Genomic DNA, 26,525 nt, shown 5'->3' on the forward strand with positions numbered 1-26,525 from the left:
GGAAAGGAATTGAATTTAAGTTATTATGGAGCTAGGTATTTGGATATGAAGACTAGTTTGTGGCTGAATATTGATCCATTGAAAGAAAAAAAGCCTAACTATTTCTTTGAAGTGGGTGATCCAAAAGGAGCTTCCGCTGCCCAAGTAGAAGCAATACAAGCTGCTGTAAAATATGGAGAACAAGTTGGAGTTAAAGTTAATGTTAGAATTGTAAAATAAAAATATGAAAAGTTGTACCATTTATAAAACAAATAAAAATTATATAATAGTTACACAATCAATATGTGATATAGGTGCTAGAATAATTGATAATCCTATTTATGTTATTCCTGTGGAAACAAATATTGAAGAATTAAGAGAGAAAGTATTTGATTCTTTAAATAATAGCAGAACTGATGTGTATACACCAAAAAGAGATGAATGGTCACTGTTTGAAAAAAGGGATTTAGAAAAGATGGGACAGAAATCTTTTATAACGCTGTACAAAAATTCTAATAGTTGCAATTTAGCTTTAGAAAATGATATTTTAACTATTCAGCCTGATCAATATTGTGAGCCTAATAAACCAAAAAGTGGTTTATGTTCAGTAAAAGAAGCGGCAATACAGATAAATTTAATTAATACAGATAAAACTGAAGTAATGAAAATATTAATCGAGATGTTAAGTGTTTCTTATAAATAAAAATTTAATAACCTGATGGCTTAGATATGGGCAACAATCGCGCGAAAATTCTTTTCGTGCCGACAAACAATAGGTTAATTAGTCCAGCAAAATTTGATTTTAAATGCAATAAATATTGCTTTACAAGCTTTGATACAGGTAAAAAAAGATATTCCAAGAAGGATGATTTACAGTATAAATATCTCTTTAAAAAATAAGGTTTGTGAGGATAAAAAAATCTGAACGAATCGGTTAAAGTTAATGTTAGAATTGTAAAATAAATATGAAAAGTTGTACCATTTATAAAACAAATAAAAATTATATCGTAGTCACGGAATCGACTTCCGATATCGGGTTAGGAATTATTGATGATCCTATATACACACTTCCTTTGGATGTATCTATAGATGAGTTCCAGAAAAAGTTGTTTGAGTGTTTAAGTAAAAGTAAAACTGGGGTTTCTACACCTAAAAACAATGAATGGGCGTCTTGGGAGAAAGATCAGTTACTTAAGATGGGGCAAAGGTCTTTTACTACCTTATATAAAAATTCTAATAGCTGTCAGGTATCCTTGGATGGTAATGTCTTAATAATTTCTCCTTATAAATATTATGATCCTAATAGACCGAAGGATGGTCTGTGCTTGGTACAGGATGCAGAAATTAAAATAGATTTTAGTAGTGTTGCAAAAACTGAACTAATTATTAAGTTAATAGAAATGTTAAATGTTTCGTATAAATAACCTATGACTCCAACGGAAATATTACTCAGTATGAAGATTTAGGAATGGCTCTGCTGTTGATAAAGTAACCGCTAAAATTAGTTACTACGAAAGTACAATGCCTTGTTGCGGTGGTATACAAGACAATTAGTATTCTTTTGACAAAGTAAAAAATAAAAGAAGATATTTTTGGGATATCCAAGATCCAGATATTAATAAGTGGAGCGTATCAAAAGATTCCGTTTTAACTATTATGGGGGATAAGAAGAAAATAACCAGATATACTGAGGATACCCTCTATACTATTAGTTTAGAAGACAAAACAAAAAGCTATTATGTTAGAGTAAGAGGAAATCTAAATATTGATAAAAATTCGATAACCAAAATTGATTTGTGACGGTAAATTATAAGGTTTACAGACAATAAATAATAAAAAATGAATTTTAATATATACAAATGCTGGTTTAAGGGAGATACTTATACAAAAGTGACGTCTGATCAATTTATTGAGCATAAATTAGAACAAAATAATAGAAAAAAAAGTGATTTAGAAATACTCTTACAGAAGGATGATCCAAAAGGTTATAACGATTATTTGGCAGAATTATATGATCCTAATAAGCATTTAGAAATGTTTTACGAGACAATATCCTATGACGGAACATTAATAGAAGATATATCTGTTTTTAATCATAAAATAGGACATTTAAATTTTTATAATGTTTCTTTTATGGATGCAAAACTTGATGCGGTCTATTTTTCTAGTTTGTATTTAGTTAAAGAAATGTATATAAATGGTACGTCGAAAGGGAATGTAGATTTTTTAAAATTTACTAATTTAGAAACTGTTTCTATTCTAAAATGGAATGAAAAAATAAAGCTAGTAAATAGTAGTTCTAATTTAAAATCATTAATTGTTTGGTATTACAATCCAAAAAGCAAATCTTTAAATGATTTATTAGGAGAACTAAAGAGTATAGAATATTTAGAACTTAACTTAACGAATATTGAAAGTTTGGATGGAATAGAAAAGCTGCAAAACCTCAAAACTATTAAAATTAATTATGGCAGGAATCTGAAATCCGTAAAGGCTTTAAATTCCAACAAGAAATTAGAATTAATTTACTTAAACAATTGTAAAAAGATGGAAGACTTTGATTCTTTAGATAAAAGAGAAGGACTAAAAATTCAAAATTTAAAATTACCAGGATAAAAAATTGATTAGATATTATATTCATGATATATACTTACTATTTGTCCAAAAAACTGTTAATATGCTTAGAGTAAAGCGAAATCTAAATAATGAAAAATAAACTATTCCGCAGAAGCAAGATTCTCTATATATTATTGAATGTTATTTTTTGGGGATGTTCAAAGGATAATAATTCGTTTTATGATAAAGTAGTATACTATCATAGTAATTTTTATATGTTGCCTGGACCACCCGATAATAGTGAAAGATTTGAGGTTTACTATTCTGATTTTGTAAAAGAAAAAGATAAAACTAATTATAAAAAACTCTCTCAATTCGGATTTATAAAAAGAAAAATTGATAGTGATTTTTCTGATAAGATAGATGTTTTTTTTACAGATCAAAATCCTGGAAGATATTATCCTGATTATAAATGTTTAAATTGTTACCAAGATGTTTTACTTTTTTATAAAAATAATGAATTAGTTGGTATTGCTAAGTTTGACTTTAAATGTGATAAATATTGTTATACCAACTTTGGGTCAAATAAAGATATATATTTAAGGAAAGATTGTCTACAGTATAATTATCTCTTTAAAAAATAAGGTCTTTCAGGATGTAATACTAACATTTAGAAACAACAATTATATCCCTGATTATTAATCAACAAAATAAAGGAGTATCTAATTAAATACGAGTTTGTATCGGATTAACTAATATTTTAAAAAGTCTTAAATGATATTGCACACAAAAGAAACATTCCGGAAAGTTTTTTTTCAAAGAATTCATGTGGTTGTTATTTCATTTCTTTTTTTATTCCTATCATGTAAAAATAAAGATGAAGAAATTGGAAAACCTGACCCTTATATATTAACAGAAAATCATATTTCAGAAGATTGTGGTGCTTATCAAATGCGTTTTAAGGATGGAAAATACATTTTTAATTTTGCACTATCAGGAACTTGTAAAAAAATAAAATCCGAAGACTATATAAAAGAATATTCTAGATATTTAAATTTTTATAATGATAGTTTAGTAAATAGAAGAGGATATATCTTACTTCAATATTATGGGATTAATACTAATATAAAATATTTTCAGGAATCTATAATGAACATCACAAAAAGAAATTTCAAGACTCATGTTTCTTTAGTAGAATCTGATGATAAGCATTTTACAATTAAAGTTGGGGATATACCTCTATAAAACTAAATCATTCTTTAAATAATTAATTATGAAAAAAACAATATTACTCATAACTATACTTTTATTCGCAACATCTGGACATGCTAAATTCATTAAAGCTGTTTTATACATGGAAGACGGATCAACAAAAAAAGGATTTGCTGAAATGGTAGAAAGTGATGATTCGAAAGTCTATTTCAAAACAGATGAAGAAGCTAAAAAAGAAAAAATTGAAAGCATTAACATCAAAAAAATTGAATATGCAGATGCCGAAAGTAATAAATATATCGCGGAACGACTATACGCCACAACAGCTAATATACTAACAGGCAAATTTTCGAGATCCAAGAAAAAACTTTGGTTTTACATCGTTTATGATAGAAATGTAAAAATAGGTGGTATTGCATCAGAAGGTGGCAGTCGTCCAAATGCAGGTGGAACAAGTACTGTAGTTACGTTTGCGAACTCAGCTTATTTTTTTGGTAAAAAAAATAGTGAAGAATTAGTATTTGGTTATGCTACGACATCATCAAATGGTTTCGCGATAGGAACAGATTCACTCATCAGAAAAATGTCAAGAGAAGCTTTTGCAGATTGTCCAAAACTTATTGATGCAATTTCGAAAGAAGATTTTAAATCCGGATCTGTCATGGATCAATTAAAAACTATTTTTGAGAAAACAAAATGCAAATAAATTTATAATTTACGATGAAAAAGGTTGCTGATTTATACTTAAAAATAGTTAAATCGGAATAGAAATACCGAAGTTCCCCCAAAGAATGAATGATATAAAAAAATGAATTACAATATAGATATTTTAAAAGAAGACACTTTAAAGCTAATCGAAAAATACAAAAGTACTTATTTGGAGAGAGCGTTATATTCATTTCTTCTAAGTCCGGTTAATATGAATAATATTAATGACGATATATTAAAGCGATTAGATTATTTAGATATTTTTTATGATGATAACAATCTCTCTTATAATTACACTCCAACCGACGGTACAAATGGAGAGCCTGAAATACTGGAAAAATTAACGGAGGCCGAAATTGAAATTGAGAATTCATCAAAAGAAAGATTCTGGTCGTTTGAAGAGAACAATTTGTATAAAGAAATTTATAATTTTAATTGTTTTGTGGATAAAATCGTAAAAGAAGAAGATGTTTATAAAGTATGCTTAAATGATCCATTCTACAATATAGAAGGTTGGATAAATTATTATAATCATTTGTTGGAAACAAAATTCGAAAGTTTCGAGAAGATATTACAGAATGGAAAAACTCAAATAAGATACAAGCATTTTCAAAAAGACTATTTCATAGGTTTTGAGGTTAATTATAGCAAAACGATTAAAGAAATGAAGCATGGTGATTGGGAGACACCCTCTTTTAATTTGATTGTATTTAAACTTAACGAAAAATTTAAATTAAAAGAAAAAAGTAATTTGGGCATATTTGGACATCCTTACTTTCATCAACCAGCGTATAATTTTGGAGGTTACTTTGCTATAAAAACAGTTAATCGAGTTTCGCCTATGGAATGGGTCATTGATCGAGGAACAGATAAAGAATTTATAGGAAATGGGATGATTAGATTATATAATTCAGAAAAATTTGGGGAGGACTTAAAAAGACACGCATTTTATTATTTTGATATGTTAAGTAAGACAAGCAATGATTATATAGATAGTTTACTTAAAATGAATTTATTTGAATAGTAAAAACGTGATATAGTGTATCCACGTTATGCTATCACTAGGAATATCGGATGGGTATTGTCCCATTTCTGGCGCCAACATAAAGACCATAAATTTATTTTTGTAAGTAAAAACTAGGTAAGGTTCTTAATGTATTAGTGAAAATATTAGAACAGTAATGAAAATAGAAAACGTAGAAAAGGCACTATCAATTTTTGAAGAAGTTTCCATTAAACAATCGGAAGCAATAGAGACAGGAGATTATAAAACAGGAAATAAATTTTATGCTAAAATTGTATTAGCTGCAAATTTTTTAAAAGATGAAAATGCAATCAACAAATTAGAAAATTTTTTGTTGCATGAATCAATTGGTGTTCGCTTATGGTCCGCTAGTTACTTATTGTCGTATAATGAAAAAGACGCCATAAAAGTATTGGAAAGTATTGAAAAAACATCAGGAATACATTCACTTACTGCCACCCCGACAAAAGCCACTGATAATCAGTGGCTTTTTCTTTTTTCGGACACATTTCGGACAAATTATATCTGAATATTGATTATTCAATAACCTAAGCAAAGTTAAGTTAAGCTAGAAGAATAACCCTTCTTAAAGAATGATTGGAACATAATGCTTGTTTCTATAGAGCGTGAAAAGTTCATCTTATTCTTATAAAAAATCAAGAGGGCTAGGAGTCTTTTGCTTGTCTATGTCAGTGATATGAGTGTAGATCATAGTCGTTTTTATATTTTCATGACCCAATAACTCTTTTACAATTCGGATATCGATACCTGATTGGATTAAATGTGTGGCATAAGAATGTCGCAATGTATGTACAGAGCCTTCCGACTGAACATTTGCTTTGATCAATGCTTTTTTCAGAATCAACTGTACACTTCGTTCGCTATACTTGCCACCCTTCTCACCTTCAAAGAGGTACTCCTTTGGCTTGAATGCTTGATAATAATGTCTCAAAGTCGCCAGCAATTTGTCTGGTAATGATACAATCCGATCTTTATTACCTTTGCTTTGATGGATTCTGATAATTCCATCGGAAGATTTTATGTCTTTGATTTTGAGATTCAACAGTTCGCTAAGACGTAGTCCACAACTATAGATTGTCATCAGAATAGCCTTGTGTTTTAGATTTTGAGTGTTATCGAGAATATTTCTTACTTCTTCTTTTGAAAAGAATTTAGGTAATTTAGAAAATGAGCGTTTCGGGTATAAGTAATCCAGTTGGATTTTTTTGTCCAATATCAGTTCGTACATCTTCTTGATTGCGCCCACTAATCCTTTTTGATAGGAAACACTAATTTTCCCATTTTGAACTTTTTCGTTTATAAACGCCTCAATATCTGACAGTGGAATTTCTTCAAGGGAGGGATATTTGCTAACATGTTTAAGAAATATACTAGCGTAATCCTTGTACGATCTAATGGTATTGCCAGCATATCTCTGCATCAGCAATCTCTTTTCGAAGGTTTCAAGTATGATTTCGCTATTCATATCAGGGAAATAGTATTTTATAATATTTTGTTTCGCTATTTGTGCGGTTTTATTTTTTAAATACAAATATATCAGTATCTTATGTAGAAAGAAAAGTCAAATAACGAAACACGTATATAGGGTTGGTTAAGCGAAATTTTCCGTATATTCGTTTCGTTAAAACAGATGTTATAGCCAATGCTTAAAAACAAACTTGATCTAATGCTGTAGACAACTTTGATACAACTGCATAAAAAATTAATTGGCACTAAATTTAATTGTCATGGAGAAAATAACAGATTATAAATATGCTCTTGATGAATCATCAATTGTTGCTATTACTGACCAGAAGGGAGTCATCAAATATGTAAATGATAATTTCTGCAATATATCGAAGTATAGTGCTGAAGAACTAATCGGACAAAACCATCGGATTATAAATTCAGGGTATCATTCAAAAGAGTTTATCAAAGAGCTTTGGACAACTATTGCCAATGGAAAAGTATGGAAAGGTGAACTAAAAAACAAAGCGAAAGATGGTACTGCTTATTGGGTTGACACCACTATTGTACCTTTCTTAAATACGGATAAAAAACCTTATCAATATGTTGCCATTCGATCAGACATAACAGATAGAAAAAAGGGAGAAGAAGACCTTAAAAATACCTTAAAAGAAATTTCGGACTATAAGTATGCTCTTGACGAATCGGCGATTGTGGCAATTACCGACCAAAAAGGAATCATTACCCACGTAAATAATAACTTTTGTAAAATATCAAAATATTCCACCAAAGAATTAATTGGACAGGATCATCGTATTATAAATTCGGGACATAACTCGAAAGAGTTTATTAAAGAACTTTGGACCACTATTGCCAATGGGAAAGTATGGAGAGGCGAACTAAAAAACAAAGCAAAAGATGGGACTGATTATTGGGTGGATACCACTATTGTTCCTTTTTTAAATACGGATAAAAAACCTTACCAGTACGTTGCCATAAGGTCTGACATTACGGAACGAAAAAAAGGTGAAGATCTCATCAAAAAAAGCAACCAAAAAGCGATTGAACATGCCCATATATTGGAACTCAAAAATGCACAACTTGTTGACTTCTGTAATATTGTTTCCCATAATTTAAGAGCACCATTGATAAACATATCCATGCTAGTTGATTATATAGAACAATGCCAAGATGAGATTGAACGTAAAGAAGTACTGGTAAAAATAAAACCAGTTATAAATCATTTAATGGAAGTTTTTAATGAATTAGTGGAATCGATACAAATAAAGCAAGACACCGAAATAAAAGCCGATCGGATAATTTTAAAAGATTGTTTAGATAAAGTTTTGAGAGGGTTTGAAACCCAAATTAAAGAATATGAGGCGGATATTCAACTAGATTTAAATAACGCTCCTATAATCTATTTTCCTCAAAAATACATCGAAAGCATTCTTACAAATTTAATAAGTAATTCTCTTAAATATAAATCCCCAAAAAGGAAGCCTATAATTACAATAAAAACTAAAAAAGAAGTAAATAATGTAGTAGTATTATCGGTAACTGATAATGGATTGGGGATTGACTTAGTATTACATAAGGATCAAATTTTCAAAATTCGTAAAACATTTCACAAACATCCTGATGCAAAAGGATTTGGTTTGTTTATGACAAAAACCCAAGTTGAAGCTATGAATGGAAAAATTTGGGCTGATAGCCAGCCAGAAAAGGGCAGTACTTTTTTTATAGAATTTAAAAACCAAAATGTATGACCACATAAAAAACCCTTACAATCGTTGATGACGATGACATTTTCGTTTTCCTAACAACAAAAATAATTGAACAAACTAATCTTGTTGACCTAATAAAGGTTTTCGGAAATGGTTTAGACGCTATAAATTTTTTGAAAGAAAATAAAAACAATGTTGACGCATTACCTGATATTATACTGTTAGACCTTAGTATGCCAATAATGAACGGTTGGCAGTTTCTTGAGGAATACAATAAACTTAATCCAACAATAGGAAAAAAAATTACAATTTATATATGTTCCTCATCTATTTCGCCTGACGATATTACACGCGCCAAGACTATTAGCGAGGTTTCTGATTATATTATTAAACCTATTACAAAGGACAAATTGATAGATTTGATAAAAGACGAATGACAAAAAAGCACTGGCTATAACACGGGTTTTGCGTCAGGCGGGGTGACGTGCAAACTTGGAGCTTTGTGCTTCGTATCAAGTGTAGTGCTGGCAGACAGTTTTGTGCTCCGAAACCCGCCCGAACGCAAAGCCCTAAAACGTTAGGCGTAATTAAAAAACAATGACAACAGAAACAGAGATAAAAAGATTAGAAACACTAAAGAAGTTTGACATCCTGGATACTCCACCAGATGGAACATACGACCATATAGTAAAATTAGTAGCAAAGTTGTTAAACGTACCAATTGCTATTGTTTCTTTGGTAGATACTGACAGAATTTGGTTTAAGTCAGCATTTGGTTTGAATGTCCAGCAAATACCAAAAGAAGAAGGGCTTTGTGCATCAGCTATTCTTTCTACGGATTTTTATATGGTAGAAAATGCTCTAAAAGACCCCAGAACACATAGAAACTCCTTAGTAACAAGTGAATTTGGATTAAAATTTTATGCAGCAGTTCCATTAACAACTTCTGACTGTTTCAACTTGGGTACGCTTTGCGTTCTTGACAAAAAGCCAAGAACCCTAAATGAAACGGAACAACAGATATTAGAAGATTTAGCCTATGTTGTGATTGAGCAGTTAGAATTGCGTCTGATGGCTCGTATGGCAATAAATTCACAAAATAAAATGGCCTATATGATTACTCATGACATCCGTGGTGCAGTTTGCAACATACCAGCCTTAGTAGATATGATAAAAGAGGAAAATGGAAATCCTGATGAGATAGAACAGTTAGGGGAAATGATAAAATATGCGGCAAATAGAAGCATACAGGCAGTAAATAGTTTTTTAACGTATGCTAAAAATTTGTCAGTAAATATAATTTATAGATTTGAGCCTTTTAATTTTTCCGAACTTACTAACAGAGTAATATCAACTAATAAGGTATTGGCATCAAATAAACAACAGAAAATAGAAAGTTCAGTACAACCGAACATACTTGTCAATGGAGATAAAATAAGGTTGTCAGAATTGATAGATAATTTTCTAAGTAATGCTATCAAATATTCACCAAGGGGCAAAAACATTACTGTAGTTTTAGAGAAAAAGGGTGAAAAGTTGATTTTAGAAGTAAAAGATGAAGGGCAAGGAATGACGATTGAGGATATGAATAATGCTTTTAAGCGGTTTAGTAAGTTAAGTGCCACACCGACAGGTAATGAAGAGTCTACGGGTCTTGGTTTATGGATAGCCAAAGAAATTGCAGAAAGTCACGGAGGAAACGTAAAAGTAAAAAGTGAAGGTAAAGACAAAGGAACAGTGTTTACGATTGAATTGCCAATATTTGAAAATCGAAAGTAGAAATAATAAATAACTACGCCTAACAGCGTATTTAATCAATTGGCGGTTAGTTACTTACGGACAGAGAAGTGCTTTACAGACAGCTCGTCACTTGTTGACAGATTTGTGTATTAAAATCGCCAACTAATTAAATACACGAAACGTTATTCAGGACTGTTTAAGTTTTTGATCTCCTGACGTTTTTGGTCTATACTGTTTAATAGTTTATTTTCTTCCTCTCTTTTAATCACCAAATTATGGAATTTCTTAGGGTTAAGAGAATAAGTAGAATCGATATGCGATGTTACATGCGGTAGCTCCAATTCTATCATTCGGTAACGCATTTCATACGATTTTCTATCGTCTAATTGTTTGTTCTTCTCGTATAGAACACCGAGACCTAGCGAAATAATGGTAGATAATGCTATCATAACAATGATCAGAGGTGTTGATTTGAGATCAATGCCGTAATGATGTTTTACAATGACCTGATCAGGAATTTCAGCTATCTTTGAAACAATGTCTTTTTCTTTGATTGTTAATACAGCTAATTCCTGTCTAGTTATTGTGGAGATTTCATTAGCTACATCCTGAAGTGTCCCATAATCGTTAATGATCTTAGATAGTACATCGTTTTCTCTTTTAATAAATTGCTTGATCTGTTGTAGTAGTTCCTGATCCTTTGCTCGCATTTCATGAAATTCCTGCATTTTCTTTTCATTTTCAGAAAGTAGGGAGACAATTGTAGGCATTATTCGTACAATATCCTGCGTGATCAAGTCTGTGTTTTCCTGCAATGCGCTTACCTGTTGCTGTATATTTTCTAATTCTGTGTTCATGGTATTAACGTTTTAGTCCGTAATTCTCTTTCTTTTTTCTTTTCTTGATCAACGGATCATCTTGCTCTGGTGTAATTTCAGGGTTCGAAAATAAAGCTGATGTTATGTGACCAAGTGTTTCTCCGATATTTCTGTCTATAGAATGATCCTTCGAAACATAGCTTCCAGTAATTTGATTTAGTTCAATAGAATTATCTATGCTATTTAAAGCCTTGTCGATCTGTCCGAAGCTCAATGAGCGGTCTATGGCAGAACCCCGAAATGTCTGTTCATCTTTGATGAACGAAATACCTTGAACCTCATCCGTCCCCGATCTGTATTTAAACTGCATTTCCACACCTCTGTAACGGATATAATTTTGTAGTTCCTTCCAGTTTTTACTGTGTCGTATGCCTGCCTTGACGGTGTCGTAAATTTGGTATTTCGTTAGATCATTACCTTTCAGTCTACCTCTGTTGACATTTCGTTTTCCTTCGGACTGCTTAAAGCCATATAATGCATTTAATTCTTTACAAGCTTTAAAGCTCTTATACCGCTGATTGCTATTGGAGATAGTTTTGCCATGATCGTTTACCCGATTAAAAATAATATGGATATGATCATGTTGGCGGTCGTGGTGGCGCACCATTAAGCATTGGGTATCCCTAATATCTAATTTTGATAAATAACGCTTAGCTGCGGATAGCATGATGTCATTATTCAGCTTGTTTTTATCTTCTGTATTCCACGAAAGAATAATGTGTCCGACTGCCTTGCCCAATCTTGGATTCAGCATCCGCTGAAAATTAAAGTCCTGTGTGATGATCTTTGCCGAATCCGTCCGTAATCCATTTACATGGATAATCTCACTATCTTTTTTCAGGGCGTATCCAACGCATCCGCCGAAAGATCGGCCCTCAATTATCTTCGCTATCATGGTGCAGTAGTTTATTGATACAATGGTTAATGTGATGGATCGTATTTTTGCATTCCTGTGCCACCTCAATCAGTCCAGACTGGTGTGCTTTTTTAGTTAGCTGATTTAGATTGTTCGAAGCCCCAGTAATCGCCCTAAAAGCTTTCAATTGTTCTTCGGTAAACCTAGGTGTAATTTTTCGTAGGATCGCAGATTTGCGTACCCATTCCGATTTGCTCATACCTGCAATTTTTGCATTATGCAAAACTCTGTTATGTTCGCTTTCATCGAAACGGACATTGATCCTGAACTGTTTTTTATTTTCGAGTGCGGGTCTTCCGCCTTTTTTCTTGTTATTTTTCATCTTGTTTCTTTTTAGCTGTGACCATCGGGAGCCAATTGGTTTTGGGGTCACCAAAACACAACCTTGCTTCCTACCTATTCGATAGTTTTCTTCCCGATTGGATATTGTAGGTTTGTTCTTTGGATGATTTGAAAATCAGGTAATCATTTACGTCTTTTATTTCATTATACCGTTTCTGCAATTCTTCCATTCCATTTTTTACGTTTTGCGTCTTCTTAAAATGGCTTCGTAAGGTATGGTACGATTTTAAGCCACTGTTATCTGTGTCCAGATAGCATGTAATTCCGTTATGTCGTTCTAAGAATGGATATGATTTTTGGAGGTTCGCTGTCGTATTCAGGATACAGTAATTAGTGTCTAAATACGGCTTACTAGCGTTCTTTTTTAAAGTCATATAGGAAAGCCAGTCGGTAAAGCCTTCAAGCAATACAACGTCCTTATTACCATTGTTGATTGTGGTAATATCCTTAGTTAGTAGCGAACGTTTGTCGTAACTGTTGCGCAGTTCGAATCCCCCTGAATCATTTTTAAAGCATACGGCAAAAAATGTCTGTCCTTTTGCAGTACGGTAATAGATTTCCTGACAATAGATTGTGGCAATTTCTAAATCTATTTTGCGAACATTAGTCAGGTAATCCGTTAGTGCTTTGTTTTTGAGAGGTTTTATAGCGAGTATGGTGTAACTCCGATCATTTTCATCTTGGATGATCGGAGTTTTGTCTAATACAGTTTGCTGGTGAAATGAAAGGATATTTTTTCTTTCATCAGCCCAATCCAATACAATAGATAGGTTGTCTGTTTCCAGAAACTTCAACAAAAAATCGATGTTGTTACCACCGTAACCTTCCGAATGAGAATACCAGATATTTCTACGAATATCAATTTTTGTTGAAGGTGTTTTTTCTTTACCTCCATTGAATGGATTTTTAAGCCATGCTTCACGACTGTTTAATTTAGAGCATGGAATTTGTAGGTACTGTAAAATAGATATTAGCGGTATACGCTTTAATTCATCACATGTCATAATCATAATTTTTATATAGGTTTAGTTTAGTCTATTACTATATAGGGGCAGACTAAACTAAACCTGTTTTTAATAGTAAAATTCAGGGTTGAATCTGTAGGTCTTGTCATTCTTGACGACCATCCTTTTGTTTTCCAAAAAAGTTTTTAATTGTTTGGCTTTGTTGATTCCGAAATTGAATCCTTTTGATAAATAAGCATCCCTTAATTTGGTTATATACTCTTCGTAGGTACAGTTTATCTCGCTATCCTTGAACATTTCCTGCAGTACTTCGCGGTGATTTTCTTCGGAAAGCTCCTGATAACTGAATCCTTTTCTAGATTTGAGATTTGTTGTGTCAAAATTCTCGTCCAGTACGGGTATTCCATCATCTATAAAAAAGGTGAAAGGTTCAAATTCTATATCCCTGATAAATTTTGGTGCTACTGTACTATAATTTGCATCTAGATCACTTTTAGTTATCTGGAGAATTGATTCGGCTTTGTTATTCAATTCTGTTCCTAGGTGCCCCCTAGTATTATCATCTCCCTTGTTTAAGTGTAATACGGTGTGAATATGGATATTGAGTTCCTGTGACCACTTCATAAGTTTATTAGTGATTTCAGTCGCTTCGGTAGCGTTATTGATATCGTAAACCAAATCCCTAATTCCATCTATGATGACCAGTCCGATCCTATCTGCATATTTGAAAAGTGCATATTCGATGATATTTATACGTTCCTTCGTCGGGTATTCCCTTAAGGAGATGAACTTTAAATTATCGTGGACTTCTGTGGTAGGGTAGTCGATGAGCTTGTATATTCTTGAAAGTAGCCTGTGGCAATGGAATTTACTCTGCTCTGTATCACAATACAGTATAACTGGACGGGTTGGAGGAACTTTAACTTTATATTGTAATATCTGCTTTCCACTCAATGCGGCTGCGACCAATGAAATTACATTGAATGTTTTTCTGCTTTTTGCCTTCCCAGTGGACGCACTGAAATTGCCCAGTGTACCAATGACAGAGTCGGATTTGTTGATGGTTATCATGATAGGTGGTTCTAAGAAATTATCTGTTATCTCTACTATGGCTTTTCCGAGTGCGTTTACCGTTTCTTGATTGAATGGGATCATTATTTACCTCCTTTTTTATGATTGAAGTTTGCCATAGAATTAACAACTTCATTTTTTTTGAAATAAATACGTTTCCCCATACGCATGTAAGGGATTTTACCCTGTTTCATCCAATCAGTTAAGCTAACGAGGGAAATGTCGAGTTCGTCCGCCATTTCTTTTTTGGTCAGTAGTTTTTCTGACGATGTACCCTCTGTATTATCTACAGTATTTCGGATGCCTGAAATAAAAATGTGAAGTTCTTCCTTAATTGCATCTCGTATACAATCTCTAAGGGCATTTTGATCTAATTGAATCATACTTTATTCATGTTTACACGTTTAATGATCCGAAGTCGTGGCCACTTTCTTCGAGTGAATTAACATGAGCAAAGTTGGATAAGAAATACAATAAAAAATGCCGTTCAGAATTCTGAACGGCATTTTGAAATAGGTCTTAGATGTTTATAAGGACTATTCTATAGGAGTTATTTTAAATTTATGGTCTGATTCCTCAATGTTTGTACTTTTCCCATCATTGTAATAATTTTCTACGGTACCAAACGGGATTGGTTTTCCATTTTCAGTAAAATGATTTGAAATAATTTTCGCCCATGTAAGAGAAGCACGATTGGCTAAAAAATATCTTGGTTTTCCATTGATAATAATATCTGTATTAACAAGAGTTTGAAATACTGCAATTAGATTTTTTTTTGTTCCATGAACAATATCAATTTTGTGTTGATCTAAAGTACTGAGTTTGGATTTCTCTTTTTTAAGCGTTTTTATCTGTTCTTTAAATTCATCTAATTCTTTTAGTGTAGAATTATACTGTATTAATAAACGATCGAGATTTTGTTTCTCGATAAAATTCTTTTTCAATTCTTCCTTTTCTTTTTTATTGGAATTTAGATAGTTGTTCAAAATAGTTTTTATATTCTCTATATTGCTTTCCGTACTCGCATTGGATGAATTAACAAGTTTCGTAAATGCTGCATCGATCAGCTCCTGTGTTCGCTGGAATTCTATTTGAGTTTTACTTCTTACCTCCTGCAATATCTTTTCACTGACTAAATCATACTTTTTTGACAAGTTTATTGTAAGATTCCATCGATCGTATTTGGGTAATACATTTTCGATAAAGTATTGGAATTTCTGTACTCTAATATCATTTCTTTTTTTTTGTTTGGGTGAAAGTTTTTCCAACAACTTGTTGCGTTCTTTTTTTAGTTCATAGTTTATTGTTTCCCATAATTCTTTAAAAAATACTTTACCATCAGTATCATTAAATTCCTTTTTATAGTAATTGAAATGTCTTAAAAAAAGATCTTCTAACTCACTTTCAGGAAGTTCTTGAATCTTTATTAGGAAATGGACATCTGCATGTGTATTATTGTTGGAAAAAAGAACTCCAACATCCAGAGGGTGTGGATTAAAATCGAAGAATTTCCTCCTGCTGAAATATTTACTATTCATAATATTAAAATTTATTAAGTGCATCGATTAACGAATCTGTGCTTGCTGATTCGTATTTCATTAAAGTGCGTATATCGGAGTGGGCAGTAAGTTTCTGTACAAGTGTGATAGGTACGTTTCTACTTAATAGATTTGTAACCATTGATCGCCTGCCGACATGACTTGACAGGAAATCATACTTCTTTTTTTCTATCACCAGTTTTTGTTTGCCAGAATACCTCGTAATCTTTATAATTTCGTTCATACCTACCAATTTGCCTACTGTTTTTATGTATTCATTAAATTTTTGATTCGATATTTTAGGTACACAGTATCCAATACGTTCTAAAATATCTTTTGCAGGTGCTATATATCCCTCAAAGGGAACGATTACTCTTTTCTTTACCTTTACCGAAATAAAATCCCATGAATTGTTCTTTATGTCCTTTGGATCAAAATTTATCAGGTCTTCAAAACGTTGCCCAGTGTAGCATAATAGACAGAATAGGTCTCTGACCCTTTCAAGACTAGGTTTGTCTGAAAGATCATGATTTAGTATTTTTTCGATTTCCTTTTCGGACAGCGCAATGATCTCATTGTATGCTTTCTTTTTAAAGTTTGTTTTTTGTGTTTTGAAGACATCAGGGTGTACTAGATAGTCATTGTCGTTACACCATTTTAGAAAGACCTTTAAGGTGGATATATATTTATGAATAGTGTCGTTTAGTAATCCAACTTTATCCTCATTATTTGTGTTTTTCTTTTTGCTGAGGAAGACCTCAAATTGGTCTAAAAATTTACTGTCCAATTCTCTAAGAATAAGTTTTGTGTTTTTGTATTTCTCAAAGTCTTCTAAGCCTTTAAATACAGTTCTATATTCTTTAAGTGTACCTTCTTTTACAAAATTTGATTTATAGGATAGAAATAGCGTTTTCAGATGCGATATGGATATTTCGTTGTTTACGGCATTATCTTTATCGATACAGTTCTGAATGATTTGCCGATAATCATCTTTGGAAAGAAATTCATTTTTATCCTTTTTACTCATTGCTTCTCGAGTGCAAAGGTTTGCTAGGTCATTAAGTTCAATATTTAATTCCAATGCTCCATTGGTGCTTGGTTTAAGTCTCTCTTTTTCGAAATCCCAATTTTTGGGTAATATTCTGTAGTTCGTTCTGTATTTTATTCGGCAGGATTTGTCTGGTGTAAAAAATAAATACAGTGCTGTAGGGGAGGGGTTCCAGAATCGTGTTGCGAGATTTTTCTTTTTTCCTTCCACTTTGTTAAGTTCTAGCTTGATCTTCTCAGGCTTTATTTCTGGGTTATAGGGTTTGTCTAAATAAAAATTTACTTTCATAATTCTCGGACATATTTCGGACAAAAAAGCTTAATAATACTATATATTACCTTTGTAAGGTTAAGTAAAGTTATGAAATTATTTTTGTAATTACTTAATAATCAGTGTTAAGTATAATAATTTGTATTAGTCTGTAAATATAGTTCGAATCCTGCAGAAACTACATTGAGTGAATGGCGAAAAGGAAATTTAAATTTATAACTTTTAAGGGGAATATCCTGTGAATTATTAAAAATCTGTAGATAGAAAACCAAGAAACTGGAAGAACGGAGTGTTCAATGCAACCGGATGATGTGCTGGACCGCCATTACAATTTGGTTCACCTGTCGAACTTACAACACTAAAAGCATGAGAAGATTTTACTGGAAGTGGGTCGCACGAGAATAATCTTTTTATTTCCATCCAAAGAATTCAGACTTAACTTCTTAAATGACTGGGAAAATGGAGGAATTACAATACAATCAATTTATTATAAATAAAACGTGTGTTACGGAAATCCGTAATAATATTTTTGGAAAGTTTAATATATTTGAAATATGAATGATAGATATCAAGAAATAATCGACCAGGAACAAGCCAAATTAAATTTAAAATTAGCTGAAATTAATCGTAGCTATAAACGTACTATGTTTACTATCTACGCAACTTTTTTAATTGTTTTAATTTGTTTAATTAGTTTTTTTACCCCAGTTTTATATTAATATCGTAGAAAACATTAACACTCCATTTTTTTGATTTAAAGTTTTGCCATCAGAAGTTATTGTTTATAGTGCTAATCAAAGTAATAGTCTCACTTAAATTATTTACCGATATGTAATCTAAAATAAAATCGTCTGCTTCTTTTTTGTTTTCAGGAGAAGTGGAAAAAGAGTTAAGATAAAAATTTTCATTTTCATCCTCAATGTGAATAATTTCGGTAAATCCTCTAGTAATTAAACTGCCTTTTAATTTTAATACTTTAAACTCACTATTTCTGTCTATTTCCTTTTTCACTCGGAGTTTTATAGTTTTAGTCATTTTATTAGTTTTTTTGTAAAGTTATAAAGTAAAAAATTAATATTTAAATAGCTATATTTCATTTTTATAACTAATAAGTGCGAATCAGAATTGAGAAGATGTTTTAAATTTCATTAAATTATATTTTTATGGTTTCATCATTTTTTGTAATACTTCCCAAATTTTTAGTATTTTGAAATAGTGTGTGGTTCGCAACCTTTCAATTTTCGGCTTTAGCAAAAAGATGAAAGAAACTATTTTAATAACTTTTTCATTTTTCTAAATTATCCTTCAGAATGAAAAAAATTAAAAGACTAAATTGTGAAAAGATAATATACATTTTCACTTTAATCTCTTTTATATTATTTCTAGTTTTCTTTATTAATAATTATAAGAAGACTGTCATACTAGAAAAAGAGCGTATTAGAATAAATAGAGAAATCTATCTAAAACAAGTGATTTCAAAAAAGAAAGAAAAAGAATTTATCGAAGAAGAGGAAGAAAGAAATTTTATAGAAAAAAGCAAAAATGTACGAAATTAAGATAATTAAAAAGTGGCTATGAATATGAACCTTAATGAAGCCATTAACATCGTTAAAATTTTTAAAAACGAAAGTCTCAAAGAAACCCTTAATGGTTTAGAAGATTTGGAAAAAACAATTTCTATTGCCAATTTCGAAACAATTTTTTTGGCTGCTAAAATAATTAAACAAGCTTCATCACAAATCGATGAAATCGTCCATGCATCGGGTATAATGATAGCAAAAGAAGTTTGGCTAAATGAAGATGAGAAAGTAGAATATTTGTCACTTGGTGCTGGAAATCTCAAAGAACGTTTTGATATGGAAACCAATTTGAGAATCGCTGAATTCAAATTTGGTAAATGGAATGAAAAAAGTGCAAATGGTATAAGACGCCGAGGTTATTTCAGTAATTATGTTAGTCTTCTTGCAGCAAATAATCCTCGTAGTAAATATTTTGTTGTTGAAGATAAAAAGGCATTCATAAAATTTATGAGTGGAAAAGCAACTTGGAGAAATGTATTGAGCAAAAATCCATCTGGTTTTAAAAAACTGGAAAATTTTATAATTGAGAATAAAAAAGAATATTTAATTACAGTTGGTGAAATTTATAAAGAATTTGAAGGACGGGTAACCATAATCGAGTTTAATCAAATAATTGAAAACGCAAATTAATGTCAAATTTTAAAAACTTAAAAGAATACTTCAGCGATTCTATAAAACTTATAATTCCTTAACTATCATAAGGTTTACGATTAGAATTTACAAAAAAACAAGTAAAAAGTATCAAAATGAATAACGAAATATGCTTAAAATCAATAAGCGAATTATTGGAGGAAAACTTTTATATATCAGCGTATCAGAGAGGATATAGATGGACTGAACAACAAATTTTTGATCTATTAGATGATATCTACTCATTTGCTAAAAAGAAAAACAAATCTGAAAAAGAGTTTTATTGCTTACAACCTATTATAGTAAAAAAACATTCCTGGGTTAGAACCAGCAACGACAAGGAAGAAACAATCGTTGGATGGGATGTTGTAGATGGTCAACAAAGACTAACAACAATTAGAATACTTTTTAAATATCTTTTAAATGAGTTTTTAACTGGCCGTAGTTTGAAACAACGGTATAATAAAGACTTATTTACAATAGAATATCAAACTAGACCAGAATTCTATGAATTTCTGGATAATCCTGAAAAGGAGGATCATTCTAATATAGATTTTTATCACATTAGTGAGGCATACAACTTTATAGCAAAATGGTTTAATCAAAAAGTTGAAAATGATGGTTTGATGTTTGATGATTTATGTTATTCAATTACAAAATTATTGGTTTATAACAAAACTAACCAGAAAGAAGAAGGTGTGATTCAAGTAATTTGGTATCAATTGGTAGATGAAAAGGCAAATCAAATAGAAACTTTTATCAGAATTAATTTAGGAAAAATTTCACTTACTAATTCAGAACTTATTAAGGCATTATTTCTGCAAGAGAGAAATTTTGGAGTTGGAGATGGTGCAAAATTAAAACAATTACAAATAGCTCATGAATGGGATCAAATTGAGAATTTTCTACAAGATGAAGATTTTTGGTGGTTTCTCAATAAATCGAATAATGAAGCCTCTTCTCATATTGAATTCATTTTTGACATGATGTGCAAAATTGCCGTAAAAAATGATGAGAATATTGCAAAATTACTGGGTAATGATAAGTTTGTTACTTTTAGATATTTCAATTTACTGTTTGGTGAAGAAATAGATTATGAGACTATAAAGTACAATTGGGATACTATAAAAAAATATTTTGAAACTTTTGTTGAATGGTATGAAAATCCAATTTGGTATCATTATATAGGCTTTTTGGTTTATTGTGGAGAAAGTGTTTTAGACATATTCAATCTTCTTACAGTTCCTGAAATTGAAACTAAAAAAGATGTAACTGATGCTTTAGTTCAGCGAATAAAAAATAAACATCTCAAAGGAATTAGCTGGATAGAGAAAATTGATGATAATAATGAAAAAACATTTGCACTAAATCTAGGGTATGTTAGTGATAAGCATTTACTGCGTAAAGCGCTATTATTATTTAATTTAGAATACATTGTTAAAAAAACTAATCAACAAAATCTAATTTATAAATTCCCTTTCAAGGCATTTAAAGCAAATAAAAAAAATAATGATATAAATACTGCTTGGGATATTGAACATATTGATTCTGCAACAGAAAATAGTTTAACTAAAAATGATGATCAAAATATCTGGCTTAAAAATGCACTGATAGATGTTCCAGAGATTAATAAGGATAAAGTCTTATTTGCAGAGATAAATAATTTCATAACTAGTCAAAAGGGAGATTTTGATCAGCTGTTTAAAAAAGTACAATCACTTTCAAATGAGGAACAATTGACTGATGAACTTAAAAATAGTTTAGGAAATCTAACACTTTTAGATGCTGGAACAAATAGGGGTTATGGCAATGCTTTATTTGTTACCAAAAGAAGGATAATTATAGAAAAAGATAAAAATGGTGTGTTTATTCCAATCTGTACCAAAAATGTTTTTCTAAAATATTTTGACGGAAATACGACAGGTAAATGGACAGCAGAAGATATTATAGCTTATAGAACAGAAATAGAAAATACTTTACAAAATTTTCTTCCAACAAAAAATTTGACAAAATGAACAAGTATAATTTAATAAACTTACTTTCAGATGTAATTGAAATAAGTGAGGGAGAAAAAATAAAAAAAGTAAAACTTGACGGAATAAAAATCCCTATTATTCAACGTGATTATGCTCAAGGAAGAAAAAATGAAAATATCATTAGAAACCGTTTTTTAGAAGCTCTCTTCGATGCTTTACAAAATAACAAAGAACTTGAGTTAGACTTCGTTTACGGCTCTATAATAATGACTAATAATAATGAAAATGTATTTCTTCCTTTAGACGGTCAACAAAGATTAACAACACTTTACCTCTTATATTGGTTTGTTGGAAATAAGGAATTGAAAGATCAGGAATTAACCAATCTTAGAAAAAAATTATTAGGATTTACTTATGCAACAAGAATAACTGCAACCGCTTTTTGTGAAAAGCTAGCTGAAATTACTTTTAACGAAGATCCATCAAAAGAAATAAAAAAATCTTATTGGTTCCATAAGAGGTTTGAAAAAGATCCAACCGTTATTGCCATGCTTAATATGCTAGATGCTATTAAAATAAAGTATGAAGAAATTAACACCCCCCTTTTTAATAATCTTAATAAACTTTGCTTCTATATACTTCCTTTAGATGGCTTTGAACTAACAGATGAGCTATATATAAAAATGAATGCTCGTGGAAAGCAATTAACCGATTTTGAAAATCTAAAAGCAGATTTAAATAATTGGATGATTAGTGATTCAAATAAAATGAAAGAGAACTTTCAAAAAGAAATTACTTATAATAATCTGTCAATTCCTTATTACCTTGTTTTACTATCTAAAATTGATAATGCCTGGACGAATATATTCTGGAATCAACTTTTAAAAGTAAAAGAAACAATTAAGGAAAAAGAGAACAGCAATAAGTTCAAGATGGTTATTGATCCATTCTTTATGAATTTCATATCTCGTTATATTATTAATACACATATTTTAGGAAGCGCAAAGACAAATTTAGAAATTGAACTTTCGATAATATTTAGATTCTTCTATAATGAGGCGGGTAATCTAAAATATAATTCCTTTGAGTTATATGAAGAGGTCTTTAAGCAAGATAACGTTATTGAAAATTTAGAAAAAACATTAGATACATTAGCTCAGAATTATGAAGAAATAACAGAAATCATTAAGCCTATTTGGAATAAAGGACCAAATTGGTCACTTACAGACGAAAGAATTAATCAACAACAAAGAATATTGTTTTGCGGAATATGTTTATACCTTGAAAAAAACACCTTTGAACCAACCTACTTTGCCAATTGGATAAGGGTTGTTTGGAATTTAGCTATTGATCCTGATATCAGAAGTATTAGCCCGATGATCAATACAATGAAATTAATTAAAGAGTTGTCAATCGGAAGTGAAAATATTTATGCCTATTTTGCTACTCAAGAATTTCAAGATATTATAAATGATAGAAAAGATTTTTTCAAAACGCAACTTGAAGAAGAAAAGATTAAAGCCTCATTAATAATAAACCCTAACTGGGAAGAATATATTCTTAAAGGTGAATCGCATCCTTTATTTCTTGGAAACATTGGTTTTTTAATTAATGATAATCCCGACATAGATTTATTTAAAAAAAGAATTGAAAATGCATTTCTATTATTTGACTATTCCGGGTCAAACAAAACTTTTAGTAAGCAACACGATTTGTTTAGATACTTGATAAGTAAATTTTCGACTTGGAATCAAATTGAAAATTTTATCTATAGTGATTCTGAAAATAATTGGAGATTAATTTTACGTCGTGATACTGATTATCAAAACAAACAGTTCATTAAAGAAATCTGTTCTTTTAAATCAATTGATAAAATAAAAGAACATATTACAGCAGCTTTATTAATTGAATCTTCTGCTACTGGGTGGAATGCTAATTCCATTTTTAAGGTAAGAAAAGCACATACCAATCTTTATTTTTATGCTGATTTTTGCTCTTGGATGCAAAAAACTGGTGCAAATAAAGTAAAATGGCTTCAAGAACATATATATATAGTGCGTCCAGGTGCTTGGTATGACAAAGTAATGATAGATTGTTCTAGAAATGAATTAATAACTCTTGCCTTGGTTGAATTTAAATTAAACTCTGAAGGTAAACAGTGCGGCAATAGTATGTTTTTCAAAGAAGAAAATATAAAATTTACAAAACATATTGGTGAGCGTCTATTTGTAATAATTTTTGGAGCAACTGGATATTTTACAATTAAAGAAAAAATTGAAGAAGTTTGGACAGAAATAATTTCTGAAGACTATACGCAAATCAATACTATTGATGAATTGAGAATTTTCATGAATAATTATAAAAGTAAATTAGAAACTAATGTTGATAAAGAACTACTTAGATTATTTGAATAAATGATAGATATAGATTACTTTAACCTAAAGCTTTTGTTGTTGAATGTAGTTTATTAAAAATAAGTTGTATTTTTGCTTAATAAAAAAGGATTATAACGTTCTTTAAAACTCAAGAAGTTTCTTGCAGAAGCTTTTTTTAAGATATTGTAAAAAAATGATAATTGTGGCAGATTCATGGCACAGCTATTTTCTAAAAATAAAAAGACGGTATTATTGCGGGTTTCGTCCAATAGGTTCGAACCCCTCATCGCCCACCAAGAAACTCCTTAAGAAATTAAGGAGTTTTTTATTTTTAATTATTCAAGGTTTTTAAAGTAAGTATTAAATTTTAAATCTTAGAATATCAAAAAGTGTTTTATACCACACAGAAGCCTGATAAACAAAACAATACAAAAATATTTTACTTTTTTTTCTAAAAAGGCTTGCAAATACAAAATCTAGCTGTATATTTGCACTCGCAATCACAAAACGATAGCAACCTAGTAAAATAGGGCGATTAGCTCAGCTGGTTCAGAGCACCTCGTTTACACCGAGGGGGTCGGGGGTTCGAACCCCTCATCGCCCACAGAATTAAAACTCCAAAGTCATTTGATTTTGGAGTTTTTTTATGCTTAAAAAATACATTTAAATTTAGACCAGAATAAATGATTCATTCTTTTTAAGATCACATTACTCTAAACAAAACTCATTTAGTAAATTAAAATTCATTTTGATATTTTGCTCCGGAATTGTTTTTACATTAGCATAAAATAACTTCTTACTTTAGATTAATTAATGAGAATATTAATAGCATTGACAATTGCCATAGTGACTTTTAGTTGTTCCAATAAGGATAAATCTAATATCCCGAATAGCGAAAGATTACAAAATTTACCTGAAAAGACAGAGAAAAAAATAACTGAATTGAATGAGAATATCCATTATCTTGGATTCGTAAACAAATTCTATTTTTCAAATAAAAATGAAGCTTACATTGAACTTTACTTCACTAAAGACGATATTACGACAGAAGAATACAATAAATTAGAAAAACTGACAGATTCATTGATTTATCAAGACGATGAAAACAGCAGGAATAGATTTCCAGCTAGTTTATCAGCAAAACATTTCGATTTAAGAGGGCTTTCTAAACTTGCCATTTATGACGAGAATAATAAATTTGTATGCAATGCAGATTTTGCCCGGGTAGAGTATTTAAATCACAGTATATCACCATGTTTTATTGCTGTTTACAAGACAGATAAAAAAATCAAATCAGATAATTATTATGGCATTAGTAATTTTGAAAAAAATCTTGAAACTGCAAATTATATAATAACAAAAGATACTCTAATCACTCAAAAAGTACTCAACAAACTTAATGTGCCCAAATCATATGGCGGACTCGAGAACAATGGTACTCATATTGTATTTAAGCAAAACAATAATGTAATATCAATAGTCAATTCTGAGAATTTTGCCTACATCGTGTTACTTAATGGCGAAGAATTTAAAGTTATTTACAAAAGCCCCGAACCCGAAAATATTAATGATTTAAGGGTTATACCAATAATGAAAAATAATTTTCCTTATCTTTTGACAAGAAATTCAAAACCAGATACTGATATATCCTGGGATAACTTATTGTATTATGACGGTAATAAATATACTAACGCAACCCGACAAAGAATAGAATAAAAAGTAAACTAACAGTCGTTTCTGACTACTATATAAATCAAGCACTATTTTTTCAAATTCCACAAATTAAAAGCTTCTAAAGTCAGTTGATCTGGGAGATTTTGCAGTAATAATAATCTCTTTTTCTTGTAAATTTGTGATGCTTGTTTACATCAAAACAGAAAAATAGTCTTCAAAAGGTTAAAAAAAAATATATAAATAAATGGAAATATTAGTCATAACCGGTCCTCCGTATTCTGGAAAAGGGACTCAATGTGAGATTTTAAAAGAGGAACTTAAGTTTGAACATATTTCAACCGGAGACAGATGTCGGTTAGAAAAACAAAATGAAACAGAAATTGGAAAAATAATGTCCGAATATGAAGAAAAAGGGGACTTGGTACCGGACTCAATAATGAAAGATCTTTTCAGTAAGATATTGGATGAAAACAGATCGACCAATGGAATAATTTTAGATGGTTATCCCAGAACAGAACCACAAGTAAACGATCTGATGGAGCTGATTGAATCTAAAAATATGGAAATTGGAAAAGTAATTAATATTGATGTTCCAAAATCTGAACTTTTAGAAAGAGCCAAAAAAAGAGCAGAAACCTCTAACCGAAAAGATGATAAAGATGCCGAAATTCATCTTAAGAGAATTGAAGTCTTTGAAAATTCAACCAGACCTGCAATCGAATATATGAAGTCTAAAATTAAAGTCCTTACTTTTGACGGATTGGGAACAATTAACGAAATCACAACACGAAGTAAAGATAACTTATAATACTGCTCTGATTTCTACAAATCGGATAAAAATAACTCATA

Annotated in this window: 29 protein-coding genes and 1 tRNA gene; 19 read left to right on the top strand and 11 right to left on the bottom strand. The window is 30.6% G+C overall.

Translation table 11 applies throughout. The annotated features are described in order from the left end of the window. Positions 1-45: 45 nt before the first annotated feature. The 9 genes from A4F88_RS25295 to A4F88_RS01685 all read left to right on the top strand — a co-directional run bounded on the left by A4F88_RS25295 (position 46) and on the right by A4F88_RS01685 (position 6,008). Entirely contained in the window at positions 46-219 is a 174-nt protein-coding gene (locus A4F88_RS25295) for a hypothetical protein (protein ID WP_156062645.1), read from the top strand. A 4-nt stretch (positions 220-223) separates the two neighbouring features. Beyond that, positions 224-682: a hypothetical protein gene (locus A4F88_RS01650; protein ID WP_068840797.1), complete on the top strand. Its 459-nt coding sequence runs from the start codon at positions 224-226 to the stop codon at positions 680-682. A 262-nt stretch (positions 683-944) separates the two neighbouring features. Further along, complete coding sequence (locus A4F88_RS01655; RefSeq protein ID WP_068840798.1) at positions 945-1,403, top strand: contact-dependent growth inhibition system immunity protein; 459 nt, start codon at positions 945-947, stop codon at positions 1,401-1,403. Positions 1,404-1,818: 415 nt separating this feature from the next. Next, positions 1,819-2,595: a hypothetical protein gene (locus tag A4F88_RS01660; protein WP_068840799.1), complete on the top strand. Its 777-nt coding sequence runs from the start codon at positions 1,819-1,821 to the stop codon at positions 2,593-2,595. Positions 2,596-2,684: 89 nt separating this feature from the next. Continuing rightward, on the top strand, positions 2,685-3,179 hold the full coding sequence (locus A4F88_RS01665) for a hypothetical protein (protein WP_068840800.1): 495 nt from the start codon (positions 2,685-2,687) through the stop codon (positions 3,177-3,179). A 136-nt stretch (positions 3,180-3,315) separates the two neighbouring features. Further along, a complete protein-coding gene (locus tag A4F88_RS01670) occupies positions 3,316-3,780 on the top strand; it encodes a hypothetical protein (RefSeq protein WP_209442814.1) in 465 nt (154 codons plus the stop codon). A 28-nt stretch (positions 3,781-3,808) separates the two neighbouring features. Next, positions 3,809-4,453: a hypothetical protein gene (locus A4F88_RS01675; RefSeq protein WP_143154992.1), complete on the top strand. Its 645-nt coding sequence runs from the start codon at positions 3,809-3,811 to the stop codon at positions 4,451-4,453. A 102-nt stretch (positions 4,454-4,555) separates the two neighbouring features. Beyond that, positions 4,556-5,479, top strand: a complete 924-nt coding sequence (locus A4F88_RS01680; protein WP_068840803.1) for a hypothetical protein — start codon at positions 4,556-4,558, stop codon at positions 5,477-5,479. A gap of 157 nt (positions 5,480-5,636) precedes the next feature. Continuing rightward, entirely contained in the window at positions 5,637-6,008 is a 372-nt protein-coding gene (locus A4F88_RS01685) for a DUF2019 domain-containing protein (protein WP_068840804.1), read from the top strand. A gap of 117 nt (positions 6,009-6,125) precedes the next feature. Here A4F88_RS01685 and A4F88_RS01690 read toward each other — a convergent pair whose 3' ends face one another. Then, positions 6,126-6,965: a tyrosine-type recombinase/integrase gene (locus A4F88_RS01690; RefSeq protein WP_026357444.1), complete on the bottom strand. Its 840-nt coding sequence runs from the start codon at positions 6,963-6,965 to the stop codon at positions 6,126-6,128. 262 nt (positions 6,966-7,227) lie between these two features. Between A4F88_RS01690 and A4F88_RS01695 the strand changes: the two genes are divergently transcribed. From A4F88_RS01695 to A4F88_RS01705, 3 genes are all read left to right on the top strand, one after another. Then, positions 7,228-8,715, top strand: a complete 1,488-nt coding sequence (locus A4F88_RS01695) for a PAS domain-containing sensor histidine kinase (RefSeq protein WP_073075416.1) — start codon at positions 7,228-7,230, stop codon at positions 8,713-8,715. A 20-nt stretch (positions 8,716-8,735) separates the two neighbouring features. Beyond that, on the top strand, positions 8,736-9,110 hold the full coding sequence (locus A4F88_RS01700; protein WP_082815670.1) for a response regulator: 375 nt from the start codon (positions 8,736-8,738) through the stop codon (positions 9,108-9,110). A gap of 160 nt (positions 9,111-9,270) precedes the next feature. Continuing rightward, the gene (locus A4F88_RS01705; RefSeq protein WP_068840806.1) at positions 9,271-10,452 is read left to right on the top strand and encodes a GAF domain-containing sensor histidine kinase; all 1,182 of its coding nucleotides are present in this window, start codon (positions 9,271-9,273) and stop codon (positions 10,450-10,452) included. 143 nt (positions 10,453-10,595) lie between these two features. Here the strand turns inward: A4F88_RS01705 and A4F88_RS01710 are convergent, their stop codons facing one another. The 10 genes from A4F88_RS01710 to A4F88_RS01750 form a co-directional block, all read right to left on the bottom strand. Next, positions 10,596-11,270 carry a hypothetical protein gene (locus A4F88_RS01710; protein WP_019974740.1) on the bottom strand — a complete coding sequence of 225 codons (675 nt, stop codon included), beginning with the start codon at positions 11,268-11,270 and terminating at the stop codon, positions 10,596-10,598. Between the two features lie 4 nt (positions 11,271-11,274). Then, positions 11,275-12,186, bottom strand: a complete 912-nt coding sequence (locus A4F88_RS01715) for a relaxase/mobilization nuclease domain-containing protein (protein WP_068840807.1) — start codon at positions 12,184-12,186, stop codon at positions 11,275-11,277. Next, positions 12,167-12,529 carry a plasmid mobilization protein gene (locus A4F88_RS01720; protein WP_019974742.1) on the bottom strand — a complete coding sequence of 121 codons (363 nt, stop codon included), beginning with the start codon at positions 12,527-12,529 and terminating at the stop codon, positions 12,167-12,169. Before A4F88_RS01720 ends, A4F88_RS01715 begins: the two co-directional genes overlap by 20 nt. A gap of 70 nt (positions 12,530-12,599) precedes the next feature. Continuing rightward, entirely contained in the window at positions 12,600-13,553 is a 954-nt protein-coding gene (locus A4F88_RS01725) for a toprim domain-containing protein (RefSeq protein WP_082815699.1), read from the bottom strand. Between the two features lie 69 nt (positions 13,554-13,622). Next, positions 13,623-14,669 carry an AAA family ATPase gene (locus tag A4F88_RS01730; RefSeq protein WP_068840808.1) on the bottom strand — a complete coding sequence of 349 codons (1,047 nt, stop codon included), beginning with the start codon at positions 14,667-14,669 and terminating at the stop codon, positions 13,623-13,625. Further along, the gene (locus A4F88_RS01735; RefSeq protein WP_068840809.1) at positions 14,669-14,968 is read right to left on the bottom strand and encodes a helix-turn-helix domain-containing protein; all 300 of its coding nucleotides are present in this window, start codon (positions 14,966-14,968) and stop codon (positions 14,669-14,671) included. The genes A4F88_RS01730 and A4F88_RS01735 overlap by 1 nt, the downstream gene beginning before the upstream one ends. Positions 14,969-15,121: 153 nt before the next feature. After that, positions 15,122-16,123 carry a hypothetical protein gene (locus A4F88_RS01740; protein WP_068841432.1) on the bottom strand — a complete coding sequence of 334 codons (1,002 nt, stop codon included), beginning with the start codon at positions 16,121-16,123 and terminating at the stop codon, positions 15,122-15,124. 4 nt (positions 16,124-16,127) lie between these two features. Beyond that, on the bottom strand, positions 16,128-17,459 hold the full coding sequence (locus A4F88_RS01745) for a site-specific integrase (RefSeq protein WP_068840810.1): 1,332 nt from the start codon (positions 17,457-17,459) through the stop codon (positions 16,128-16,130). Between the two features lie 228 nt (positions 17,460-17,687). After that, the gene (locus A4F88_RS25300) at positions 17,688-17,861 is read right to left on the bottom strand and encodes a hypothetical protein (protein WP_156062646.1); all 174 of its coding nucleotides are present in this window, start codon (positions 17,859-17,861) and stop codon (positions 17,688-17,690) included. Positions 17,862-18,209: 348 nt separating this feature from the next. After that, positions 18,210-18,476, bottom strand: a complete 267-nt coding sequence (locus A4F88_RS01750; RefSeq protein ID WP_068840811.1) for a hypothetical protein — start codon at positions 18,474-18,476, stop codon at positions 18,210-18,212. A gap of 275 nt (positions 18,477-18,751) precedes the next feature. On the opposite strand from A4F88_RS01750, the gene A4F88_RS01755 reads away from it, so the two are divergent. The 7 genes from A4F88_RS01755 (at position 18,752) to A4F88_RS01785 (ending at position 26,484) form a co-directional block, all read left to right on the top strand. After that, positions 18,752-18,997 (top strand): hypothetical protein, encoded by a 246-nt coding sequence (locus A4F88_RS01755; RefSeq protein WP_068840812.1) that lies wholly within the window; start codon positions 18,752-18,754, stop codon positions 18,995-18,997. A gap of 18 nt (positions 18,998-19,015) precedes the next feature. Beyond that, positions 19,016-19,651 carry a hypothetical protein gene (locus A4F88_RS01760; RefSeq protein ID WP_143154991.1) on the top strand — a complete coding sequence of 212 codons (636 nt, stop codon included), beginning with the start codon at positions 19,016-19,018 and terminating at the stop codon, positions 19,649-19,651. Positions 19,652-19,767: 116 nt separating this feature from the next. Continuing rightward, positions 19,768-21,666: a DUF262 domain-containing protein gene (locus A4F88_RS01765; protein ID WP_068840814.1), complete on the top strand. Its 1,899-nt coding sequence runs from the start codon at positions 19,768-19,770 to the stop codon at positions 21,664-21,666. Further along, complete coding sequence (locus tag A4F88_RS01770; protein WP_068840815.1) at positions 21,663-24,041, top strand: DUF262 domain-containing protein; 2,379 nt, start codon at positions 21,663-21,665, stop codon at positions 24,039-24,041. Before A4F88_RS01765 ends, A4F88_RS01770 begins: the two co-directional genes overlap by 4 nt. Positions 24,042-24,531: 490 nt before the next feature. Further along, positions 24,532-24,606, top strand: a tRNA-Val gene (locus tag A4F88_RS01775). A gap of 209 nt (positions 24,607-24,815) precedes the next feature. After that, the gene (locus A4F88_RS01780; protein WP_068840816.1) at positions 24,816-25,718 is read left to right on the top strand and encodes a hypothetical protein; all 903 of its coding nucleotides are present in this window, start codon (positions 24,816-24,818) and stop codon (positions 25,716-25,718) included. A 202-nt stretch (positions 25,719-25,920) separates the two neighbouring features. Then, positions 25,921-26,484 (top strand): adenylate kinase family protein, encoded by a 564-nt coding sequence (locus tag A4F88_RS01785; RefSeq protein ID WP_068840817.1) that lies wholly within the window; start codon positions 25,921-25,923, stop codon positions 26,482-26,484. The last annotated feature ends 41 nt before the right edge of the window (positions 26,485-26,525 follow it).

Source organism: Flavobacterium chilense (genome assembly GCF_001602525.1).
GTDB classification, from domain to species: domain Bacteria; phylum Bacteroidota; class Bacteroidia; order Flavobacteriales; family Flavobacteriaceae; genus Flavobacterium; species Flavobacterium chilense.

Excerpts from the sequence above, each read along its gene's own strand:
- A4F88_RS25295 (WP_156062645.1), top strand. The coding sequence starts at position 46 with ATGAAGACTAGTTTGTGGCTGAATATTGATCCATTGAAAGAAAAAAAG.
- A4F88_RS01650 (WP_068840797.1), top strand. The coding sequence starts at position 224 with ATGAAAAGTTGTACCATTTATAAAACAAATAAAAATTATATAATAGTT.
- A4F88_RS01655 (WP_068840798.1), top strand. The coding sequence starts at position 945 with ATGAAAAGTTGTACCATTTATAAAACAAATAAAAATTATATCGTAGTC.
- A4F88_RS01660 (WP_068840799.1), top strand. The coding sequence starts at position 1,819 with ATGAATTTTAATATATACAAATGCTGGTTTAAGGGAGATACTTATACA.
- A4F88_RS01665 (WP_068840800.1), top strand. The coding sequence starts at position 2,685 with ATGAAAAATAAACTATTCCGCAGAAGCAAGATTCTCTATATATTATTG.
- A4F88_RS01675 (WP_143154992.1), top strand. The coding sequence starts at position 3,809 with ATGAAAAAAACAATATTACTCATAACTATACTTTTATTCGCAACATCT.
- A4F88_RS01680 (WP_068840803.1), top strand. The coding sequence starts at position 4,556 with ATGAATTACAATATAGATATTTTAAAAGAAGACACTTTAAAGCTAATC.
- A4F88_RS01685 (WP_068840804.1), top strand. The coding sequence starts at position 5,637 with ATGAAAATAGAAAACGTAGAAAAGGCACTATCAATTTTTGAAGAAGTT.
- A4F88_RS01690 (WP_026357444.1), bottom strand. The coding sequence starts at position 6,965 with ATGAATAGCGAAATCATACTTGAAACCTTCGAAAAGAGATTGCTGATG.
- A4F88_RS01695 (WP_073075416.1), top strand. The coding sequence starts at position 7,228 with ATGGAGAAAATAACAGATTATAAATATGCTCTTGATGAATCATCAATT.
- A4F88_RS01705 (WP_068840806.1), top strand. The coding sequence starts at position 9,271 with ATGACAACAGAAACAGAGATAAAAAGATTAGAAACACTAAAGAAGTTT.
- A4F88_RS01710 (WP_019974740.1), bottom strand. The coding sequence starts at position 11,270 with ATGAACACAGAATTAGAAAATATACAGCAACAGGTAAGCGCATTGCAG.
- A4F88_RS01715 (WP_068840807.1), bottom strand. The coding sequence starts at position 12,186 with ATGATAGCGAAGATAATTGAGGGCCGATCTTTCGGCGGATGCGTTGGA.
- A4F88_RS01720 (WP_019974742.1), bottom strand. The coding sequence starts at position 12,529 with ATGAAAAATAACAAGAAAAAAGGCGGAAGACCCGCACTCGAAAATAAA.
- A4F88_RS01725 (WP_082815699.1), bottom strand. The coding sequence starts at position 13,553 with ATGACATGTGATGAATTAAAGCGTATACCGCTAATATCTATTTTACAG.
- A4F88_RS01730 (WP_068840808.1), bottom strand. The coding sequence starts at position 14,669 with ATGATCCCATTCAATCAAGAAACGGTAAACGCACTCGGAAAAGCCATA.
- A4F88_RS01735 (WP_068840809.1), bottom strand. The coding sequence starts at position 14,968 with ATGATTCAATTAGATCAAAATGCCCTTAGAGATTGTATACGAGATGCA.
- A4F88_RS01740 (WP_068841432.1), bottom strand. The coding sequence starts at position 16,123 with ATGAATAGTAAATATTTCAGCAGGAGGAAATTCTTCGATTTTAATCCA.
- A4F88_RS01745 (WP_068840810.1), bottom strand. The coding sequence starts at position 17,459 with ATGAAAGTAAATTTTTATTTAGACAAACCCTATAACCCAGAAATAAAG.
- A4F88_RS25300 (WP_156062646.1), bottom strand. The coding sequence starts at position 17,861 with ATGGAAATAAAAAGATTATTCTCGTGCGACCCACTTCCAGTAAAATCT.
- A4F88_RS01750 (WP_068840811.1), bottom strand. The coding sequence starts at position 18,476 with ATGACTAAAACTATAAAACTCCGAGTGAAAAAGGAAATAGACAGAAAT.
- A4F88_RS01755 (WP_068840812.1), top strand. The coding sequence starts at position 18,752 with ATGAAAAAAATTAAAAGACTAAATTGTGAAAAGATAATATACATTTTC.
- A4F88_RS01760 (WP_143154991.1), top strand. The coding sequence starts at position 19,016 with ATGAATATGAACCTTAATGAAGCCATTAACATCGTTAAAATTTTTAAA.
- A4F88_RS01765 (WP_068840814.1), top strand. The coding sequence starts at position 19,768 with ATGAATAACGAAATATGCTTAAAATCAATAAGCGAATTATTGGAGGAA.
- A4F88_RS01770 (WP_068840815.1), top strand. The coding sequence starts at position 21,663 with ATGAACAAGTATAATTTAATAAACTTACTTTCAGATGTAATTGAAATA.
- A4F88_RS01780 (WP_068840816.1), top strand. The coding sequence starts at position 24,816 with ATGAGAATATTAATAGCATTGACAATTGCCATAGTGACTTTTAGTTGT.
- A4F88_RS01785 (WP_068840817.1), top strand. The coding sequence starts at position 25,921 with ATGGAAATATTAGTCATAACCGGTCCTCCGTATTCTGGAAAAGGGACT.